Genomic DNA, 20,689 nt, shown 5'->3' with positions numbered 1-20,689 from the left:
CTGCTGCCGTCAGCGCAAGACCCGGCCGTCAGCGGAGATGCTGATCAGGTCGATGTTGCGCACGCTGTCGCGCAGGCCCGGGCGCAGGTTGATGCGGAAGCCGCCCACGTCGTAGTCGGTCATGCCTGACATCACGCGCTGCAGGCTCGCGGTGTTGAAGCCGCGGCCGGCGCGGCGCACTGCTTCGCCGGCTGCCTTGGCGGCGATGAAGCCCTCGAGGCCTTCGTATGACGCAGTCTGGTCGGAGTTATCCACGGCCGCGAGGTATTCCTTGACGATAGGAATGGCCGAGGGCCGCGGCGACGGCACCACCTGCGAGATCACGATGCCGCCGATGTCCTTGCCCAGCGTGGCGTAGAGCGGGTCGATGCCGACGATGGAAAAAGCCATGAAGCTGCCCGAGTAACCGCTCTTGCGCAGCGCGCGGATGGCGTTGGCCGTGGTGCCTGAGAGCGACACCAGCACGATGGCCTGGGGCGATTGCTGCTGCACCGTCTTCAGGGCTGCATCGAGCTTGTTGCCGGTGGGTGGCACCAGCGCGCTCGCGACCAGCGGCGTGAGCCTGAGCTCGGTGATGGCCTGCTCGACGGCCGCCAAGCCGGCGCGGCCCATGGCGTCGTCGTCGCCCACCAGCGCGATGCGGGTCTGCCCCACGGTGGCGCACTGCTTCACGATCTTCAGGGCCTCGTCGATCATGCCGGGCCGCACATGGAACACGTTGGGGTGTTCGGCGCCGCGCAGCGTGTCGGAGGCCGCGAAGGGCGCGAACAGCAGGCTGCCCTGCTGCGTGGCGACGTTCGCGCCGGCCTCGCTGCTGGCCGTGCCGACGAAGCCGAAGAGCATGTCGGCCTTGTTGGTGGTGAGCAGGGTGCGCGCGTTGGCGGCGGCGCGGGCCGCGTCGTAGCCGTCGTCGAGCTGAAGCAGCTTCAGCTGCAGGCCGGTGGCGGCGTTCTTGTCGTTGAAGTCGCTCACCGCGAGGCGGCTGCCGGCGGCGAAGGCGGTGCCTATTTCGTAGGCACTGCCGGTGAGAGGCACCGATTGCCCGAGCAGCACGACACGCGGTGTGCCGCCCGCCGCGCGCGTGGACTGGGCCATGACCGGTCGGGCGATGCCGCTTCCCAGCGCCAGTGCGCCCCACGCCGCCTTGCTCAACCATTCCCTGCGAGATGGGTTCATTGGACACCTTCTTTCACATTAGTAAAAAAGTGTAGCAATAACGGGGCCAGGGGGGAAGTCGGGTGCCGGGGCGGAATTCCCTGATGAGAGGGCCCGGGAAGGGCCGAGGCCGCTCAGGCCGCGCGTTCGAACACCAGGTCCCACACCCCATGCCCCAGCTTGATGCCGCGGTTCTCGAACTTGGTGAGGGGGCGGTATTCGGGCTTGGGCGCGTAGCCCTCGGCGGTGTTGCGCAGCAGCGGCTCGGCCGCAAGCACTTCGAGCATCTGCTCGGCGTAGGGCTGCCAGTCGGTGGCGCAGTGGATGTAACCGCCGGGGCGCAGGTGCTGCGCGAGCTTGGTCACGAACTCGGGCTGGATCAGGCGGCGCTTGTTGTGGCGCTTCTTGTGCCACGGGTCGGGAAAGAACACATGCACGCCGGCCAGCGTGCCGGGCTGCAGCATGTGGTCGAGCACGTCGACCGCGTCGTGCGCGCAGATGCGGATGTTCGACAGCGACTGCTCGCCGATGCGCTTGAGCAGCGCGCCCACGCCGGGTTCGTGCACTTCGCAGCAGAAGAAATTGGTTTCGGGCAGCACGGTCGCGATGTGCGCCGTGGCCTCGCCCATGCCGAAGCCGATTTCCAGCACGCTCGGGCCGGCGCGGCCGCCGAAGGCCGCAGTCAGGTCGAGCGGTTCGGGCTTGTAGGGCACGAGAAACAGCGGGCCCAGTTCGGAGAAGGCGCGTGCCTGGCCTTCGGTGGTGCGGCCGGCGCGCTTGACGAAGCTCTTGAGGCGGCGGTGCAGCGGGTGTGGCTTGGCCGCTTCTTCTTCGTCGCTGGCGTCTGGAGTGGGCGCATCTTCGCTGCGCGGGATGTCGTTGGGCACGGTGTCGGGAAAGTTCATGGAGGCCGCGAATTGTAGAGAGCGCGCCATTCGGGCACCCAACCGGCCAGGGCGTCCGCGCAGTTGGCGCCCGTGGTGCGCCGCAATCCGAGCACGCGCGCGGCGCTGTCGAGCGCGGCCAGCGCGGCGGCGGGGGAGCCTGTGTCTATGGATGTTGCGCCGTTCTGCTTCGACAGCTTGTCGCCGTCCGCGCCGCGCACCAGCGGTGTGTGCAGGTAGCTGGGCGTGGAAAAGCCCAGCGCACGCTGCAGCAGGATCTGGCGGGCGGTGTTGTCGGCGAGGTCTTCGCCGCGGACCACGTCGGTCACGCCCTGTTCGGCATCGTCGACCACCACGGCGAGCTGGTAGGCCCAGGGGCCGTCGGCGCGGCGCAGCACGAAATCGCCGACCTCACGGCTCACGTTCTGGCACTGGCGGCCGAGGCGGCGGTCGGTCCAGCAGAGTTCGCTGCCCGTGCCGGAATCGGCCGTTTCATCCCAGGGCACGCCCGGCGTGGGTGGCCGGTCGGCCTCGAATTTTTCGGTGGCGAAGCGCCAGGCTCGCGCGGACTTGCCGTGCAGCCCATCGCGGCAGGTGCCGGGGTAGACGCGCTCGCCGTGGCGCTCGTGCCGCTGGCCGAGTCGCGCGAGGGCTTCGTTGATGTCCTTGCGGGAGCAGCCGCAGGGGTAGGCGAGGCCGCGCGCCTGCAGCCGCGCCAGGGCGGCTTCGTAGCGCGCGGTGCGCTGCGTCTGCCACACCGGAGCTTCGTCGGGCAGCAGGCCGCAGTCGGCCAGTTGCTGGAGGATGTGCTCGCCCATGCCGGGCAGGCAGCGCTCGGTGTCGGCGTCTTCGATGCGGATCAGCCAGCGCGCCTGCGGACCGCGGGCGCGCACGTCGAGCCAGCTCGCGAGCGCGGCCACCAGCGAGCCCGCATGCAGCGGGCCGGTGGGTGAGGGCGCGAAGCGGCCGGTCTCCCTCATCTCCCGATCAGATGACGTCGAGCGCGAGCGACAGGCCCGAGAGGAAAGCGTCTTCGACGCGGTGGCCGGTGCACCAGTCGCCGGCCACGCCGATGCGGGCCTTGCTGTCCCAGAGGTGCGTCGTGCCCACGGGCACCTGCGTCTGCGCTTCGTTCCAGCACAGGGCCTGGGCGTGCGCGGGCGTGGCATGGATGCCGGTGATCTCGGCGAAGGCGCGCAGCAGCTTGGCTTCGACGCGCGCGGGCGTGTCGCGCAGGTGCTCTTGCGACCACGTGGCGCTGGCCTGCAGCGTCCAGCGCTCGATGGGCTCGCGGCCGGGCTTGGACGATTCGCGCGCCAGCCACGCCACGCGGTGGTGGGTGCTGCGCGCCGCATTCCATTGCGGGCCAAGGTGCGACATGGTGGGCTGGTTGGCCTGGGGGTAGGCGACCATCAGCGTCCAGCAGGGGGCGATGCGCACGGGTTCGATCTTGCGGCTGAGCGTGGCCGAGAGCTTGCCGTCGCCCAGCAGCGCGCGGGTGCGTGCGGGCGGCACGGCGAGCAGCACGGCGTCGAAGCCGGAATACACGTGTTGCGAATCGTCGGCGCCCGCGGTGCGCAGTTGCCAGCGCTTCGCATCGAGCGCATCGGGCTCGATCTGCGTGACCTGCGTGCCGGTAATGAGGCTGTCGCCCAGCGGCTTGGCCCAGTGGGCGGCCAGCGCGTCCATGCCGGGCTGCGCCACCCAGTGGGGCTCGAGCGAGGGCAAGGCCGCCTCGGCCACGCGGCCATGGGCGTCGAGCACGCGCACGAGGTTGGCGCTCCAGCGCTTGCACAGGCCGGGCGTGCTTTCGAGCGCCAGCGCAAAGCGCGGGTCGCGCACGGTGAAGTACTGCGCGCCGCTGTCGAAGCGGCCGAAGGCGGTGTCGATGCTCGCCATGCGCCCGCCGGCTGTGGCCTCGCGTTCGAACAGCGTGACCTTGTGGCCGGCCTGCACCAGCGTTCGTGCACAAGCCACCCCGGCGATGCCGGCGCCGATGACGGCGAAATTGCGCGGCGCGCGCGGGGTGGCTGGGGTTCGGTGACGGTCGGCGGCCTTGGCCGGCTTCTTTGCAGTTGCGCGAGTGCTCATGACGAACTCTTTTCTTCTGGATGGAATGCGGTTGGATGTGTCTGCACTCTACATCGGTCCGAGAGCCGCTTCGCCTGAGGACACACCCTTAGCGGCGCTGCGCGAATCCTCGGCAATACTCGTCAACCCCTCATCGACCCCGATGCCGCTCGAGCAGCGCACGCCGCGTGCCTTCATGCTCGAACTGCGCCAGCCACCATTCGAGCGCCCGTCCCGGCTTGCCCGCGCTGCGCACGCGCCATGCGCAATGCATCGTTCCCATTGGCGGCATGCGCTCGGTCTTCAGCTCGACCAGATGCCCGGCCTCGATGTACGGCCGCGCCATCGGCTCAGGCAGGAAGCCGCCACCCAGTCCGTGCAATTGCGCCGCGATCTTGGCCTGCATGCTCGGCACGGTGAGCACGTCCTGCCCGCCCATGAGGTTCACCGTCATGCTCGGTCCGTGCCGCGCCGAATCGGCCGCGGCCACCGCGCGGTGTTGCCGCATCACCGCGTCGCTCAGCGGCTGGGCCAGGCGCGCCAGCGGATGGTGCGGCGCCACCACATAGACGAAGCGCAACTCGCCGATCGGCCGGGTACGGATGCCCGTGGCGGTGAGTGCCAGGCTCGCGGCATCGAGCACCGCGCCGATGGCCAGGTCGGCCTCGCCGCTGGTCAGCGCCTCGATGGTGCCCAGCAGCGTCTCGTCGCGCAGCTTGAGCCGCGTGGGCGGCTCCAGCGCGAAGAAGGCAGTGGCGAGGTCGAGCAGCGGGTCGCGCGCGATCACGCTGTCGACCGCGATGGTCAGCATCGGCTCCCAGCCGGTGGCCACACGCTTTACGCGGTTGGCCACTGCGTCGATCTCGTTGAGCAGCCGGTCGGCCTCGCGCAGCAGCTCGGCACCGGCCTCGGTCAGCCGCGCCTGGCGGGCGCTGCGGTCGAACAGCAGCACGTCGAGCGCGTCCTCGATCTGGCGCACCCGGTAGCTCAGCGCGCTGGGCACCAGGTCGAGGGCGCGGGCGGCGGCGGCAAAGCTGCCGGTGCTGGCCACGGTCTGGAGCATGGAGAGGGCGTCGGGGGTCAGCACGTCACGGGGGCTGGGCATGGCGGCTCCATTGATCAAATTATTTGAATGGTGCCATCAAACTGCGGCGTCTTTCCGAATGGGGTGCGGACCTAAAGTTCTTTACATCCGCTGCGCATCCGGCGCGGCATACGAAAAAGGCCCGCACACCCCCACAGGGCAGGGCCGAAGGAGTTCGACGATGTTGCAAGTCCGTAAATCACAGGAACGCGGTTATGCCGACCATGGCTGGCTGCGCTCGTTCCACAGCTTTTCTTTCGCCAACTATTACGACCCGGAGCACATGGGCTTCGGCAACCTGCGGGTGATCAACGAAGACCGCGTGGCGGCGGGCGCCGGTTTCGGCACCCACGGCCACAAGGACATGGAGATCATCAGCTACGTGCTTTCGGGCGAGCTGGCGCACAAGGACAGCATGGGCAACGTGGAAAGCATTCCGCCCGGCGACGTGCAGCGCATGAGCGCGGGCCGCGGCGTGATGCACAGCGAGTTCAACCACAAGGCCGACGAGACCACGCACTTCCTGCAGATCTGGATCCAGCCGAACGTGCGCGGCATCGAGCCCGGCTACGAGCAGAAGAAGTTCAGCGACGCCGAGAAGCGCGGCAAGCTGCGCCTCGTGGCCTCGCCCGACGGCACCGATGGCTCGGTGACGGTGCATGCCGATGCGCGCCTGTTTGCCGGCCTGCTCGATGGCGAAGAAAAAGCCAGCCTGGCTCTCGACCCGAAGCGCAAGAGCTACGTGCACCTGGTGCGCGGTGAGCTCGAAGTGAACGGCCAGAAGCTCGTGGGCGGTGACGCCGCGATGCTGGAAGGCGAATCGCAACTGACGCTGGGCGCCGGCAAGGACGCCGAAGTGCTGGTGTTCGACCTGGCCGCCTGATCTCCCTTGCCGGGCGCTTGCCGCCCGGCTTTTCTTGTCCCTTTTCCCTTTTCAATTTCAACAACCGAGGAGTTTTTCAATCATGGCAACTACAACCACTGCACCCAATTCGGCACAAGACACGCTGGCCCTGATCGGCCGCATCCTGATCGCCTACCTGTTCATTCCCGCCGGCATCGGCAAGCTCATGGGCTTCGGCGGCACCGTTGGCTACATCACGTCCGTCGGCCTGCCGCTGCCCGAAGTGGGTGCGGCCATTGCGATCATCGTCGAGCTGGGTCTCGGCATCGCGCTGCTGCTGGGTTTCAAGACGCGCTGGACCGCGATCGTGATGGCAATCTTCACCGTGGCGACCGCGCTGTTCTTCCACAAGTACTGGTCCGCACCCGACGCCATGAAAATGATGCAGCAGATCAACTTCAACAAGAACATCGCCATTGCAGGCGGCCTGCTTGCCCTCGCAGGCTTCGGTGCCGGCCGCTTCAGCATCGACAAGCGCTGATCGCAACACCTCACCCACTCAGGAGCACCCAAACATGGCAAACATCGTCGTCGTCTTCCATTCCGGCTACGGCCACACCCAGCGCGTGGCGCAAACCGTGGCGGACGGCGCGGGCGCCCAACTGCTCGCCATCGACGCGGACGGCAACCTGCCCGAAGGCGGCTGGGAGCTGCTGGCCGCGGCCGACGCCATCGTCTTCGGCTCGCCGACCTACATGGGCGGCGTGAGCTGGCAGTTCAAGAAGTTCGCCGATGCGTCGTCGAAGGTCTGGTACACGCAGGGCTGGAAGGACAAGCTCTTCGCCGGCTTCACCAACAGCGCCACCATGAACGGCGACAAGGTCACGACCATGACCTATCTGTGGACGCTCGCGATGCAGCACAGCGGCATCTGGGTCAGCATGGGCATCCTGCCGAGCAACAGCAAGGCCGCCACGCGCGACTCGATGAACTACGTGGGCGGCTACGGCGGCCTGCTGACGCAATCGCCGTCCGATGCGAGCCCGGCTGAAATGCTGAAAGGCGACTTCGACACGGCCCGCGCATTCGGCGAACGCATTGCCACAGTGGCAAGATCGCGCGAATAACCGGCACCCGCCACCCACGGAGAAACACGATGACCGACACCGCCCCCGAGACCCAACTGCTCAAACCGCACGACAAGGACCTCGGCGGTGGCTTCAAGGTGCGGCGCCTGCTGCCCGCGGCGCAGCGCCGCTCGGTCGGCCCCTTCGTGTTCTTCGACCATTTCGGCCCGGCCACCGAGCAGCCGGGCAGCGAGCACGACGTGCGGCCGCATCCGCACATCGGCCTCTCGACGGTCACGTATCTTTTCAAGGGCGCGATGATGCATCGCGACAGCCTGGGCAGCGTGCAGGAGATTCTTCCCGGCGCCATCAACTGGATGACCGCCGGCAAGGGCATCGTGCACTCCGAGCGCAAGCCCGATCGCCTCAAGGCCGACACCTACGTGAACCACGGCCTGCAGCTGTGGGCCGCGCTGCCGCAGGCGCATGAAGAAACCGAACCCAGCTTCGAGCACACGCCGGCCGATGCGATTCCCGAGCTGGTGGAGCAGGGCGTGGCGGTGCGCGTGCTGGTGGGCGAAGCCTTCGGTGCCCGCTCGCCGGTCAAGACGCTTTCGCAGACCGTGTACCTCGACATCGCCTTGCCTGCAGGCGGGCGCTTCGAATTGCCTGCGCTCGCATCCGAGCTGGCCATCTACGCAGTCGATGCCGATGTCAGCGTGAATGGCGAGCCGGTCGAAGCGCACACCATGGCCGTGCTGCCCGACGGGCAAGGCGCGGTGCTCACGGCGAGCGCCGCCGCACGCCTGATGGTGATCGGCGGCGAGCCGCTCGACGGCCCGCGCTACATCACCTGGAACTTCGTATCGAGCCGGCGCGAGCGCATCCTCGAGGCCGGCTCCGATTGGGCCGCCCAGCGCATGGGCCACGTGCCCGGCGAGACCGAATTCATTCCGCTACCCGGCAAGCCCTTTGGCGTGCGCGAGCCCGATACGGGCACCACGCCGGTCTGAAGCTGAAACTCGAGCGCCAATGAAAAAGGGCCCGACGTATCGGGCCCTTTTTGTTTCTGCGGTTACTCGTTGCCGATCGCCACAGTTTCCGACGGCGATGCACCCGGCGGTGCCTTCGGAAGCTCGACCATGCCCTTGCGACCGCCACGACCGCGCCAGGCCGAGTAGCCCACGCCCAGCAGCAGCAGCACGCACAGCCCGATGAAGGTGCCGCTGATCGGCCGTGTCACGAACACCGACATGTCGCCGCGCGAGAGCAGCAGCGCGCGGCGGAAGTTTTCTTCCACCATCGGCCCGAGCACGAAGCCCAGCAAGATCGGTGCGACCGAGAATTCCAGCGACATCAGCAGGGCGCCGACGATGCCGAACACCAGCACTTCCCAGATCTGGAACAGGCTGTTCTGCGTGCTGTACACACCCGTCGCAATGAAGAACATCGCGGCCGGGAACAGGTACTTGTAGGGAACCTTCAGCAGCTTCACCCACACGCCGATCAGCGGCACGTTCAGGATCACGAGGATCACGTTGCCGATCCAGAACGAAGCGATCAGGCCCCAGAAGATGTCCGGGTGCTCGGTAATGAGTTGCGGGCCGGGCTGGATGCCCTGGATCAGCAGCGCACCCAGGATCAGCGCCATCACCGCGTCGCCCGGAATGCCCAGGCTCATCGTCGGGATGAAGTCGACCTGCGTCTTCGAGTGGGCCGAGGCCTCGGGGCCGGCCACGCCTTCGATCATGCCGGTGCCGAACTTGTTCGGCGTCTTCGACACCTTGCGCTCCAGCGCGTAGGCAATGAAGGTGGTGATGGTCGGGCCCGTGCCGGGCATTGCGCCGAACACCGTGCCGACGATGGTGCCGCGGATCATCGCGGGGAAGGCGCGCTTGAGCTCTTCCTTGCTCGGGCGCATGTCGCTGAGCTTGAGCGTGCCGGTGTCGCCGATGGTCTTCATGCGGTTCACGTTGAGCAGGAAGTCGGCCACGCCGAACAGGCCCATCGAGATTGCCACCAGTTCGAGGCCGTCGCTCAGCTCGGGCAGGCCGAACGCGAAGCGGAAGCTGCCGCTGTTCACGTCGGTGCCGACCACGCCGCACAGCAGGCCGAACAGCGTCATGGCCACGCCCTTGAGCGGCGAGCCGCGCGACATGGTGGAGCCGGCGAGCAGGCCCAGCAGCATGATCGAGAAGATCTCGGTCGGGCCGAACTTGAACGCGATCTGCACCAGCAGGGGCGAGGCGAAGATCATCACGATGATGCCGACCGACGCCGCGAAGAACGAGGCGATCATCGTCACCCCTAACGCGACGCCCCCTTTGCCCTGCTTGGTCATCGGGTACCCGTCCAGACAGGTCACCGCATGCGGCGGGTGCGACGGCATGTTCATCAGGATGGCGCCGATGGCGCCGCCGTACTGCGAGCCGTAGAAGATACCGGCCAGCATCAGGATGGCGGGCACCGGATGCATCACGTAGGTGAGCGGCAGCAGGATCGAGATGGCCTGCAGTGCGCCCATGCCCGGCAGCACGCCGATCAGGTTGCCCACCAGCACGCCGAAGAAGGACCACATCAGGTTCGAGCCCTGGAAGGCCACGCCGAAGCCGAACCAGAGGTCGTGGAGCGATTGACCGATCATGGTGTCAGCCTCCCCACTGGAACAGGGGCAGCTGCAGTTTGAGCGCCCACCAGAAGATCACCACCGCGATGAAGCACATCGCCAGCGACAGCAGCAGCGCCTCGGTCAGCGTGTTGTCTCGGTCGCCGAGCGCCGAGATGAACACGATGGCGAAGGTGGCCGGCAGCAGGCCGCCGTACTCGCCGAACAGCAGGAACGCGAGGATGCCCAGGATGATGCAGATGCCGCCGCGAATGTCGGGCATGCCGCCCGGATGGCCGTGCGACGCGGCTTCTTCGCTCGCGCCTTCAGCTTGCTTGTCACCGCGCGCGGAGACAGCGATCAGCAGCCCCGTGAGTGCCAGCAGCGCACCGAGCGCGACCGGGAAGAAGCCCGGCCCCATGTGCGCAAGCTCGCCGACGCGGTAGCCGATGCCGGCATAGACGGCGGCCAGTCCGATGACGATCAGCAGGGCGCCGCCGTAGTAATCTTTTTTGAATTTTGAAGCGGGCCGAAGCGCGTGCGAGGCCGGATCTTCACCGAGCTGGTGCTGCATTGAGTCTCCTTCGATTGGAAGGAGCGCAGTCTAGGAATCGAGGCTTTCAATCGCCTTTCGGAGCAGGCGCAAACGGCCCGGCGACCCGCAAAATACGTGTAATCACGTACCGGTGTATCGGGTGAAACCCTTGCAAAAAGGGCCTCAGAAGGCGCGCAGCGGCAGCCTGAGGATCGCACGCAGCCCGCCGCCGTTGGGGCTCTCGGGCATGTCGGCGTTGCCCAGTTCGATCTCGCCGCCGTTGCGCCGCGCATAGCTGCGCGCAATGGTGAGGCCGAGGCCCGCGCCCTGTGTTGCAACGGCAGCCACGGATGGGTCGCGATGGAAGCGCTCGAACACGCTGTCGCGCCTTTCGGGTGCGATGCCCGGTCCGCTGTCGCACACCTCGGCCAGCGCATATGAGGCCTCGCGCCGCACGGTCACGGTGATGTTGCCGCCGCGCGGCGTGTACTTGATGGCGTTGTGCACAAGGTTGGCAAGCACCTCGTGCAGTTCGGCGGCATTGGCCGCCACGGGCAGCACGGGTGAGTCGTCTTCATCGCCGGCTTCGTCGGTGCCGTCCGTGTCTTCTCCGTCGTCGCCTGCGGTGGCGATGTGTTCGGCGGCGCTGTCGCCGCGCGCATCGACCCAGCCCAGGTCCTGGTCGTTCTCGCGCGCCAGCGGCAGGTATTGCAGCACCACCTCGCGCGCGATGGCGTTGAGGTCGACCACCGTGGGCTCGGCAGGGGCGACTTCGTCTTCGGTGGTGGCATGGGCCAGCGCCAGCAGTTGTTCGCTGAGGCGGCGCGTTCGCGCGAGCTGCCCGACGATGGCATGCAGCGACTCGCGCATGCGCGCCGGATCGGTCTCGCGCACCGCGTAGCCGGCCTGTATCGACAGGATGCTCAGCGGCGTGCGCAGCTGATGCGAGGCATCGGCCAGGAACTGCGATTGCTCGGCCACCATGCGCCGATGGCCCGCGATGTGGTGGTTCACCGCGTCCACCAGCGGCGCGACCTCCTGCGGCACGCCGCTGGCGTCGAGCGGCGTCAGGTCGTCGCGCGATCGCTCGCGCAGCGAGCTGCGCAGGCGCTCCAGCGGGCGCAGCGTCCACGCCACGCCGAGCCACACCAGCAGCGCCATCACCAGCACCATGCGCGTGTCGCGCAGCAGCTCCTGGCGCAGCGACTCGGCCTGGGCCTCGGTGCGCGGGCCGGTGCCCTCGGCCGCCTGGATCAGCACGCTGTAGGCCACGCCGGGGTGGACGTTGTCGTACACCGTCTGCCGCAGCGCGGCCACGCGCACCGGGTGCTGCTCGTGCACCGCGTCGTAGAACACCGGCGTGCCGTCGGGTGGTTGCTGTGCCGGGCGGGGCAGGCCGGGCACGCCCATGAGCGTGGTCTCGGGCGAATTCACGTCGAGCGTTTCGCCCTTGGGAATGCGCTGCACGCCGACGTGCAGGTACTTGTAGCGCAGGTGCGTGGACTCGAACATTGCCTGGATCGAGAACGGCTCCTGCACGCGCACGCTGCCGTCGCTCGCCACCACGATGCCGTTGGCCAGCGCCTGCACGGGTTCGAGCAGGCTCTGGTCGTAGGCGACCACGAGCGAATCGGTCAGGGCCTTGTAGTCGTTCCAGCTGTCGAGCGCCAGCAGCGCGACGATGCCAGGCAGCAGCAGCGCGAGCAGCCGCGCGCGGATGCCGAAGCGCTGGGGCTGCGGCTCAGTCGTCTTCGCCGGGGAGTTCGGGTTGGGCTGGGGCTGAGGATCCATCGGCAATGCTCTCCAGCATGTAGCCCAGGCCGCGCACGGTGACGATGCGCACGTCGCTGTCCGCGAGCTTGCGCCGCAGCCGGTGCAGCACCACCTCGATGGCGTCGGGGCCGGCGGTGCTGTCGTTGGTGAACACCTTGGCGAAAAGTTGCGACTTGCCGACCGGCGCGCCGCTGCGCATCAGCAAGGCGGTGAGCGCGGCCTGCTCGCGCGGTGTGAGCGACAGCAGCGTGCCGCGTAGCGTGAAGGCGTGGCTCTGGCTGTCGTACGAGAGCGAGGCGCACTGCAGGCGCGGGTGCTGTTTGCCGCGGCTGCGGCGCACCAGGGCCGACAGGCGGGCTTCGAGCTCGACCAGCTCGAAAGGCTTGGTGAGGAAATCGTCGGCGCCCAGGTTAAGGCCGCGTACGCGGTCTTGCAGGGCGCCTTGCGCCGTGAGGATCAGCACTGGCGTGCGGTCGTCGGCATTGCGCATGTCGGCCAGCACGCTCAGGCCGTGCTTGTCGGGCAGGCGCAGGTCGAGCACGATGGCGTCGTATTCGGTGCCGGCCATGAAGGCTTCGGCGGTGCGCGCGTCGGGCGCGTGGTCGGCCACGAAGCCGCTTTGCGTGAGCGCGCGGATCAGCCACGAGGCCATGTCCAGTTCGTCTTCCACCAGGAGGATACGCATGGGAGGCCTGTCGTGCGTGGGGCTTGTTGCCGTTACTGCTTGATGGCGAGGTCGGGGTCTTCCGAGGCGCGGGCGCTGGCGCGTGCCGAGCGCGCGCTCAGGTTGGGTGCCAGGGCCTCGCGGCCATCGAACACGAAGCAGTCGCCCTTGTAGTGCGCGCCGCCGACCTGCTCGAAATACTTGAGGATGCCGCCTTCGAGCTGGAGCACGTGCTCCACGCCTTCTTCGCGCATCAGGATCGCCGCCTTCTCGCAGCGGATGCCGCCGGTGCAGAAGCTCACGACCGTCTTGCCCTTGAACTCGTCGCGGTGCGTTTTCAGGGCGGGTGGGAATTCGGTGAACTTGCCGATGCGCCAGTCGATCGCGCCTTCGAAACTGCCGTGATCGACCTCGAAGGCATTGCGTGTGTCGAGCAGGGCGATTTCGCGGCCCTCGTCGTCATGGCCCTGGTCGAGCCAGCGCTTGAGCGTGGGGGCGTCCACGCCGGGCGCCCGGCCCGCGGCGGGCTGGATGGCCGGGTGGTCCATGCGGATGATCTCGCGCTTGAGCTTCACCAGCATGCGGCGGAAGGGCTGAGCGGCGGACCAGCTTTCCTTGGCCTCGAGGTCGGCAAAGCGCGCGTCGGCACGCAAATGGGCCAGAAAGGCCCGCACCCCGTCGGCGCTACCGGCCAGGAACAGGTTGATGCCCTCGGGCGCCAGCAGGATGGTGCCCATGAGGCCCAGGGCCTGCGTGCGGGCGCGCAGGTCTTCGCGCAGCACGGGGCTGTCGTCTATGGCCACGAACTTGTAGGCCGCGATATTCAGAATCTCTTGCACGGGGCGCGATTGTAGGGACTGGCAAAGAGTGAGCGCGCGAGGAGGATGCTTTCGTCTTATCGCGGTCATGACTGTAAAGTCCGCGCACAAATTATTACGAGGAGAAGTATGCGAAGAATCTCAGTGATTCTCGTCGCCGTCGTCTTGGCAGCCCCGGCTTGGTCTGCGTCTGGTGCGATAGAGGAGTCTTTCGATCTGTGCAATACGGGGCGTGGATTCACGACGGACAGACTTGCCGCCTGCGATAGCGTGATTGCGGCCAAAGGTCTCGCGAAGCGGCAGTACGCTGTGGCGCACACGGTCCAAGGTAACGCGCTGAAAGAGGCTGGAGACCTTGCGAGCGCCTTGGTCAAGTATGAGGAAGCTTCGCGCATCGACCCTCTGTATCCCTTCGGCTACAACAATCGTGGGGCGGTGTGGAACATGGCGGGTGAGTCACGAAAGGCGCTGCCTTTTTTGGACAAGGCAGTCGAAGTGCACAAGCAGCTTGCCAAAGAGGAGAGAAGTGCTCCCAAGTATTCGTCGATATATTCCAACCGCGGTGCGGCGTGGTCCAACCTAGGCAATGTGGAGAAGGCACTTGCCGATTTCGCCGAGGCGATTCGCCTAGACCCCAATAATTCAGATGCCTATCAAGGCCGGGCGATTCTCTGGAGCAATAACGGCGATCAAGATCGCGCGGTTGCGGATAACACGGAGGCCGTCCGTGTTGATCCTCGGAATGTGCAAGCCCTGAACAATCGCGGGTCTGTATGGCTGAAGAAAAACGAGCTGGACAAGGCCATGGCGGACTTCAACGAAGCTATTCGCCTCGCCCCCAATTTTCCGATGGCGCTTATGAATCGGGGGTACCTGTGGAGTCGCAAAGGTGACCATGATCGGGCGATCGCGGATTTCGATCGCGCGATTCAGCGTGTGCCGAGCTTCGCCATGGCTTATGTGGGGCGCGGTCTTGCGTGGCACGACAAAGGCGAGCATGACAAAGCGATGGCTGACTATAACGAGGCGATCCGCGTCGAGCCGCGGCAGACAAATGCGTATGTTTACCGTGGCAACGAATGGATGAGAAGGCGCGATTTCGATCGGGCATTTGCCGACTTCGATCAAGTCACCCGTGTGCAGCCGAACTATGTCGACGGCTATTTCGGCCGAGCAGATGCGCGCAAGGCCAAGGGCGACCTCGACGGTGCGCTGGTGGATCTCGACAAGGTCATCAGTTTCAAGACTTGGCGCGCCGTCGATGCTCATTTTTCGCGAGCTGAAATCTGGCGGAGCAAGGGTGATCTGAAGCGTGCCACGGAGGAGGAGGAGGCCGCCTACCGCCTCGATCCCGGACTTAAGGCCCGTCTCGCAAAACCGGCGAAATAGTCTGAGCGAGGGTCTTCCTGGCGGTGCCCAGTGCCCTTGAAAACTACAATGGCCGGATGTTTGTTCACCTGCGCCTGCACACCGAATTTTCCGTCGTCGACGGCACCAACCGGATCGACGAAGTCATCAAGGCCGCCGCTGCCGACAAGCAGCCCGCGCTGGCCATCACCGACCTGAACAACCTGTTCGGGGCGGTCAAGTTCTACAAGCAGGGCCGCGGCAAGGGCGTCAAGCCCATCATCGGTGCGGAAGTCTTCGTGGAAGGGCTGGGCAAGGAGCCCGGCGTGCTCACCCGCATCGTGTTGCTGGTGCAGAACATGGAAGGTTATCTGCACCTGTCCGAGCTGCTGGCGCGGGCGTGGACGCAGAACGTGGGCCGAGGGCAGTCGCAGGCTGCCTGCAAGCTGGAATGGGTTGAGGAGCTCGCGGGCGGGCTGATCGCGCTCTCGGGCGCGCAGGCCGGGCCGCTGGGTCAGCCGTTGCTGCAGGGGCAGGGCGAGCGCGCTGCCGAGCTGGCATTGCGGCTGGCGGGGATTTTTCCGCACCGCTTCTACATCGAGCTGCAGCGCGCAGGCCGGCCCGAGGATGAGCCGCATGTCATTGCCGCGGTGCAGCTGGCGGCCCGGCTGCATCTGCCGGTGGTTGCCACTCACCCTGTGCAGTTCGCCGCCCGCGAAGACTACGAAGCGCACGAGGCGCGCGTGTGCATTTCCGAAGGCGAAATCCTCGGCAACCCGCGCCGGGTGCGGCGGTTTACCGAAGAGCAGTACTTCAAGTCGACCGCCGAGATGCAGGCGCTGTTCGCCGACGTACCGAGCGCACTGGCCAACACGGTCGAGATCGCCAAGCGCTGCAACCTGACGCTGGTGCTGGGCAAGCCGCAACTGCCCGACTTTCCGACGCCCTTCATCAGCGAAGGCGTGCGCATGCCGATCGACGACTTCTTCCGCAAGGAGTCGTTCGAGGGCCTGGAGGTGCGCCTGAAGCACCTCTACCCCGACGAGGCCAAGCGCGAGGCCGAGCGCGCGCGCTACGTGGAGCGGCTGGAGTTCGAGATCAACACGATCCTGAACATGGGGTTCCCCGGCTACTTCCTGATCGTGGGCGACTTCATCCAGTGGGCCAAGGCCAACGGCTGCCCGGTGGGCCCGGGCCGGGGCTCGGGCGCGGGCTCGCTGGTGGCCTATGCGCTGAAGATCACCGACCTGGACCCGCTCGAATACAAGCTGCTGTTCGAACGTTTCCTGAACCCCGAGCGCGTCTCGATGCCCGACTTCGACATCGACTTCTGCCAGGGCAACCGCGACCGCGTGATCGACTACGTGAAGGACAAGTACGGCCGCAACGCCGTGAGCCAGATCGCCACCTTCGGAACCATGGCCGCGCGCGCGGCCATCCGCGACGTGGGCCGCGTGCTGGACATGAGCTACATGTTCTGCGACGGCATCAGCAAGCTGATTCCGAACAAGCCCGGCATGTCGGTCACGCTGCAGTACCCGCCCGAGAAGAAGATCGAGGGCGACAAGAACAACTACGCCATCGAGATGGAGCCGCAACTGGCGGAGCGCATCGAGAAGGAAGAAGAAGTCCGCATGCTGGTCGAGCTCGCGCAAAAGCTCGAAGGCATGACCCGAAACATCGGCATGCACGCCGGTGGTGTGCTCATCGCGCCGGGCAAGCTCACCGACTTCTGCCCGCTCTACCAGCAGCCCGGCAGCGAATCGGCCGTGAGCCAGTACGACAAGGACGACGTCGAAGCCATCGGCCTCGTGAAGTTCGACTTCTTGGGCCTCGCCACGCTCACCATCCTGGAGATTGCGCGCGAGTTCATCATGAAGCGCCACAAGGGCCAGGAGAACTTCGCGTTCGAGAACATCCCGCTGAACGACGCGGCCACCTACCGGCTGTTCTCCGACGGCAAGACGGAAGCGGTGTTCCAGTTTGAATCGCGCGGCATGCAGGGCATGCTGAAAGATGCGCGCCCGACGCGCCTGGAAGACCTGATTGCGCTGAACGCGCTGTATCGCCCGGGCCCGATGGACCTGATTCCCAGCTTCGTGGCGCGCAAGCACGGCCGCGAGACGGTGGAGTACCCACACCCGGCCGTGGCCGAGATGCTCTCCGAGACCTACGGGATCATGGTCTACCAGGAGCAGGTGATGCAGACCGCGCAGATCCTGGGCGGCTACTCGCTCGGCGGCGCCGACTTGCTGCGCCGCGCAATGGGCAAGAAGAAGCTCGAGGAGATGGCCGAGCACCGCGAGAAATTCCGCGCGGGCGCCCTTGCAACGCACGGCATCGTCCAGGACAAGGCCGATGAAATCTTCGACTTGATGGAGAAGTTCGCGGGCTACGGCTTCAACAAGTCGCACGCTGCTGCCTACTCGCTGCTGGCGTACCACACGGGCTGGCTCAAGGTTCACTACACGGCCGAGTTCTTCTGCGCCAATATGACCGTGGAAATGGACGACACGGACAAGCTCAAGCTGCTGTTCGAAGACGCCCAGAAAAACTTCGGCATCACCTTCGAGCCGCCGGACGTGAACCGCGGCAACTACCGCTTCGAGCCGGTCACCAACAAGATCATTCGCTACGGCCTGGGGGCAGTGAAGGGCACGGGCCAGCTCGCGGTCGAGGCCGTGGTGCGGGCGCGCGAAGAGGGCGGGCCGTTCAAGAGCCTGTTCGACTTCTGCGTGCGCATCGACCGCCAGCGCATCAACAAGCGCACGGTCGAAGCGCTGATCAAGGCCGGCGCCTTTGACGCCATTCAGCAGAACCGCGCGTCGCTGATCGCCTCGCTCGACCGCGCCTTCGAATTTGCGAATGCCACCGCGGCCAATGCATCGCAGGTCGACATCTTCGGCGACGCCGAGCACGGTTCGGCCACCGCCGAGCCCGACCTCGTCGACGCCACGCCCTGGGGCGTGAAGGAGCGGCTGACGCTCGAGAAAACAGCCGTCGGCTTCTACCTCTCGGGCCACCTGTTCGACGAGGTTTCGCACGAAGTGCGGCGCTTCTGCAAGCGCGAGATCGGCGACCTGCTCGACAGCCGCGACCAGCAGGTCATTGCCGGCATCGTGAGCGACTTCCGCGTGATCAACGGCCAGCGCGGCCGGCTGGCGATCTTCAAGCTCGACGACAAGTCGGACTCGATCGACGCCACCGCCGACGAGGCGACCATCAACGCCAACCGCAACACGCTGAAAGACGACGAGCTGGTCATCGTCAGCGGCCGGCTACAGCCCGCGCGCGGCGGCTTCGAGGCGCGCTTCCAGGTGCAGCAGGTGTGGGACCTTGCCACGGCGCGCTGCCGCTTCGGCAAGTTCCTGCGCGTGGCGGTGAACGGCAAGGCGCCCGACATCGCACGCCTGCTGAAAGACTTTCCGCCGCGCACCGAGCAGACCGAGGTCGGCGACCTGATCCAGGGGCTGCCGGTGCGTCTGTCGATGGCGCGTGGCGGCGCGCAGGTCGAGCTGCAACTGGGCGAGCGCGCCAAGTTCTTCCCGACCGATGCGGCGCTGGCCAGCTGGACCGCGCAGGCGGAAGCGGGCAAGGCGCTGATCGTCTACGACTGATCTGATCGTGCGCTGCAAGAGCGCGACAAGTGCTTGGGTGGCGTGGGCCCTTTGACGGGCCCGCTACGATCCTTTCTGCTTTTTCCAATCAGCAGTTCAAGGAGGAACTCGCCATGAAGAAATCATCCCTCGTCCTCGCATTGGCCCTGGCGTTGCCCTTTGCCGCATCCGCCCAGTACGCCGGCCCCAGCACCGTGCCGACGATGAGCGTCAAGCAACTGCTCGACACCGGCAAGGATGATCAGCACGCCACGCTGCGCGGCTTCATCGTGTCGCATGACGGCGGCGAGCACTACACCTTTGCCGACGACACCGGCCGCATGAAAGTGGAGATCGACGCCAAGCATTTCCCGGCCGGCGTGAAGATCGACGACAAGGTGCGCGTCGAGATCTCCGGCGAGTTCGACAAGGACCTGGTCGGCAACAAGGCCGAGCTCGACGTGAAGCGGCTCAGCGTAGTGCGCTGAACCGGGTTCGCGGGCTCAGTGCGCCATTGGCGCCACGGCGAGGTCGGGCACCACGTTCATGATGCGCAGCGTCTGCTGCACAACCTGGCTGAACACAGGTGCCGCCACCAGCCCGCCGAAGTACTTGCCGGCGCTGGGTTCGTCGACCATCACCGCAACGATGATGCGCGGCTTGTCGATGGGCGACATGCCGGTGTACCAGGCGCGGTACTTGTTGCTGGCGTAGCCCTTGCCGACCTGCTTGTGCGCGGTGCCGGTCTTGCCGCCCACCGAATAGCCTACGGTCTGCGCCAGCGGCGCGGTGCCGTCGGGCGCGGCAGCCATGTGCATCATCTGGCGCACCTCGCTTGCGACCAGCGGCGAGAACACCTGCACGCCGGCCGGCTCCTCGCCCATGTTCTTCAGCAGACTCACCGGGATCACCTCGCCGTTGTGCGCGAAGGCGGTGTACGCATGCGCGATCTGGAACAGCGAGGCCGAGAGGCCGTAGCCGTACGACATGGTGGCCTGCTCGATGGGGCGCCATGACTTCCACGGCCGCAGCCGGCCCGTTACCGCGCCGGGGAAGGGTGTCTGCGGCTTCTGCCCGAGGCCCACGGCCGTGAGCGAGTTCCACATCTCCTGCGCCGTCATGCGCTGCGAGATCTTGGTGGCGCCCACGTTGCTCGACTTCTGGATCACGCCCTCGACCGTCAGCACGCCGAAGTTCTCGTCGTCGTGGATGGTCGCGCCCGACACGGTGATGCGTCCGGGGTTGGTGTCGATGATGGTCTTGGGGGTGACTCGGCCCAGCTGCAGCGCGGTGGCGATGGTGATCGGCTTCATCGTCGAGCCCGGCTCGAACACGTCGGTCATTGCGCGGTTGCGCAGCTGCTCGCCGGTGAGGTTGCGGCGGTCGTTGGGGTCGTAGCTCGGGTAGTTGGCCATGGCCAGCAGTTCGCCCGTCTGCGCATCGACCACCACCACGCTGCCGGCACGCGCCTTGTTGGCGACGACGGCATCGCGGATCTTCTCGTAGGCCACGAACTGCACGCGGTCGTCGATGCTCAGCTGGATGTCGTGGCCCTCGGTCGGCGGCACCTGGTCCTCGGTGTCCTCGACGATGTGGCCCAGCCGGTCCTTGAGGACGTGGCGCGAGCCTGACTTGCCGGCCAGCTCCTGGTTGAAGGCCAGCTCCACGCCTTCCTGCCCGATGTCTTCCACGTTGGTGAAGCCGGCCAGGTGCGCCGCCGCCTCGCCCTCGGGATACTGGCGACGGTAGTCGCGGCGCAGGTAGATGCCCTTGATGTTGAGCGCCGCAACCTCCTTGGCAACCGGCTGGTCGACCTGGCGCTTGATCCAGACGAAGGTCTTGTCCTCATCCTCCAGCTTCTTGTCGAAGTCCTTCTGCGGCATGCCGAGCAGCTTGGCGGCCTGCTTGAGCTTGGCCTGCACCTCGGGGTCGTCGCGCTCGATGTCCTCGGGAATGGCCCAGATGCTGGGCGCCGGAATGTCGGAGGCCAGGATCAGCCCGTTGCGGTCGAGAATGCGGCCCCGGTTGGCCGGCAGCTCCAGTGTGCGCTGGTAGCGCACCTCGCCCTGATGCTGGAAGAAGTCGTTGTTGAAGATCTGGACATAGGCGGCCCGGCCTGCCAGCAGCACGAAGCCGAAGGCGATGCTGGCCACGATGAATTTGCTGCGCCACACGGGGGTGGGGCTGGCGAGCAGCGGACTGCTGCCGTAGCGGATGCGGCCGTTGGGATTCATCTTGTGCGGGCGT

At 66.5% G+C, this 20,689-nt stretch carries 18 protein-coding genes; 7 read left to right on the top strand and 11 right to left on the bottom strand.

Going from position 1 to position 20,689, the window contains the following annotated elements; translation table 11 throughout:
- Positions 1-9: 9 nt before the first annotated feature.
- From AC07O3_RS10260 to AC07O3_RS10240, 5 genes are all read right to left on the bottom strand, one after another.
- Positions 10-1,176: an ABC transporter substrate-binding protein gene (locus AC07O3_RS10260; protein WP_495339222.1), complete on the bottom strand. Its 1,167-nt coding sequence runs from the start codon at positions 1,174-1,176 to the stop codon at positions 10-12.
- A gap of 113 nt (positions 1,177-1,289) precedes the next feature.
- On the bottom strand, positions 1,290-2,060 hold the full coding sequence (gene trmB, locus AC07O3_RS10255) for a tRNA (guanosine(46)-N7)-methyltransferase TrmB (protein WP_495339221.1): 771 nt from the start codon (positions 2,058-2,060) through the stop codon (positions 1,290-1,292).
- Entirely contained in the window at positions 2,057-3,019 is a 963-nt protein-coding gene (gluQRS, locus tag AC07O3_RS10250) for a tRNA glutamyl-Q(34) synthetase GluQRS (protein WP_495339220.1), read from the bottom strand. Before gluQRS ends, trmB begins: the two co-directional genes overlap by 4 nt.
- Before the next feature lie 7 nt (positions 3,020-3,026).
- Positions 3,027-4,130 (bottom strand): NAD(P)/FAD-dependent oxidoreductase, encoded by a 1,104-nt coding sequence (locus AC07O3_RS10245; RefSeq protein ID WP_093073629.1) that lies wholly within the window; start codon positions 4,128-4,130, stop codon positions 3,027-3,029.
- Positions 4,131-4,260: 130 nt separating this feature from the next.
- Positions 4,261-5,214 (bottom strand): LysR family transcriptional regulator, encoded by a 954-nt coding sequence (locus AC07O3_RS10240; protein ID WP_495339219.1) that lies wholly within the window; start codon positions 5,212-5,214, stop codon positions 4,261-4,263.
- A 160-nt stretch (positions 5,215-5,374) separates the two neighbouring features.
- Between AC07O3_RS10240 and AC07O3_RS10235 the strand changes: the two genes are divergently transcribed.
- The 4 genes from AC07O3_RS10235 to AC07O3_RS10220 are packed head-to-tail and all read left to right on the top strand — an operon-like array spanning position 5,375 to position 8,117.
- The gene (locus AC07O3_RS10235; protein ID WP_093055906.1) at positions 5,375-6,076 is read left to right on the top strand and encodes a pirin family protein; all 702 of its coding nucleotides are present in this window, start codon (positions 5,375-5,377) and stop codon (positions 6,074-6,076) included.
- A 34-nt stretch (positions 6,077-6,110) separates the two neighbouring features.
- On the top strand, positions 6,111-6,578 hold the full coding sequence (locus AC07O3_RS10230; protein ID WP_093176003.1) for a DoxX family protein: 468 nt from the start codon (positions 6,111-6,113) through the stop codon (positions 6,576-6,578).
- Between the two features lie 34 nt (positions 6,579-6,612).
- A complete protein-coding gene (locus tag AC07O3_RS10225; RefSeq protein ID WP_093055910.1) occupies positions 6,613-7,164 on the top strand; it encodes a flavodoxin family protein in 552 nt (183 codons plus the stop codon).
- Positions 7,165-7,193: 29 nt separating this feature from the next.
- Complete coding sequence (locus AC07O3_RS10220; RefSeq protein ID WP_093055912.1) at positions 7,194-8,117, top strand: pirin family protein; 924 nt, start codon at positions 7,194-7,196, stop codon at positions 8,115-8,117.
- Between the two features lie 62 nt (positions 8,118-8,179).
- On the opposite strand, the gene AC07O3_RS10215 is transcribed toward AC07O3_RS10220, so the two are convergent.
- The 5 genes from AC07O3_RS10215 to AC07O3_RS10195 form a co-directional block, all read right to left on the bottom strand.
- Complete coding sequence (locus AC07O3_RS10215; protein WP_093055914.1) at positions 8,180-9,748, bottom strand: tripartite tricarboxylate transporter permease; 1,569 nt, start codon at positions 9,746-9,748, stop codon at positions 8,180-8,182.
- A gap of 4 nt (positions 9,749-9,752) precedes the next feature.
- A complete protein-coding gene (locus AC07O3_RS10210) occupies positions 9,753-10,283 on the bottom strand; it encodes a tripartite tricarboxylate transporter TctB family protein (protein WP_176928806.1) in 531 nt (176 codons plus the stop codon).
- 144 nt (positions 10,284-10,427) lie between these two features.
- Entirely contained in the window at positions 10,428-12,035 is a 1,608-nt protein-coding gene (locus AC07O3_RS10205; protein ID WP_495339218.1) for a sensor histidine kinase, read from the bottom strand.
- Positions 11,986-12,702: a response regulator gene (locus tag AC07O3_RS10200; protein ID WP_093073641.1), complete on the bottom strand. Its 717-nt coding sequence runs from the start codon at positions 12,700-12,702 to the stop codon at positions 11,986-11,988. Before AC07O3_RS10200 ends, AC07O3_RS10205 begins: the two co-directional genes overlap by 50 nt.
- A 32-nt stretch (positions 12,703-12,734) precedes the next feature.
- Positions 12,735-13,520 (bottom strand): sulfurtransferase, encoded by a 786-nt coding sequence (locus tag AC07O3_RS10195; RefSeq protein ID WP_495339217.1) that lies wholly within the window; start codon positions 13,518-13,520, stop codon positions 12,735-12,737.
- A 123-nt stretch (positions 13,521-13,643) separates the two neighbouring features.
- Here AC07O3_RS10195 and AC07O3_RS10190 point away from each other — a divergent pair, with 123 nt between their 5' ends.
- The 3 genes from AC07O3_RS10190 to AC07O3_RS10180 all read left to right on the top strand — a co-directional run bounded on the left by AC07O3_RS10190 (position 13,644) and on the right by AC07O3_RS10180 (position 18,930).
- Positions 13,644-14,888, top strand: a complete 1,245-nt coding sequence (locus AC07O3_RS10190; protein WP_426388958.1) for a tetratricopeptide repeat protein — start codon at positions 13,644-13,646, stop codon at positions 14,886-14,888.
- Positions 14,889-14,944: 56 nt separating this feature from the next.
- Positions 14,945-18,463: a DNA polymerase III subunit alpha gene (gene dnaE / locus AC07O3_RS10185; RefSeq protein ID WP_495339216.1), complete on the top strand. Its 3,519-nt coding sequence runs from the start codon at positions 14,945-14,947 to the stop codon at positions 18,461-18,463.
- Positions 18,464-18,576: 113 nt separating this feature from the next.
- A complete protein-coding gene (locus AC07O3_RS10180) occupies positions 18,577-18,930 on the top strand; it encodes a YgiW/YdeI family stress tolerance OB fold protein (RefSeq protein WP_093055924.1) in 354 nt (117 codons plus the stop codon).
- A gap of 15 nt (positions 18,931-18,945) precedes the next feature.
- Here AC07O3_RS10180 and AC07O3_RS10175 read toward each other — a convergent pair whose 3' ends face one another.
- Complete coding sequence (locus AC07O3_RS10175; protein ID WP_495339215.1) at positions 18,946-20,676, bottom strand: peptidoglycan D,D-transpeptidase FtsI family protein; 1,731 nt, start codon at positions 20,674-20,676, stop codon at positions 18,946-18,948.
- Positions 20,677-20,689 lie beyond the last annotated feature (13 nt).

This window comes from Variovorax sp. GW821-FHT09D05, from assembly GCF_059416325.1.
Note: the sequence above shows the minus strand (reverse complement) of the source record. Positions and strands in the feature narration are given on the sequence as shown.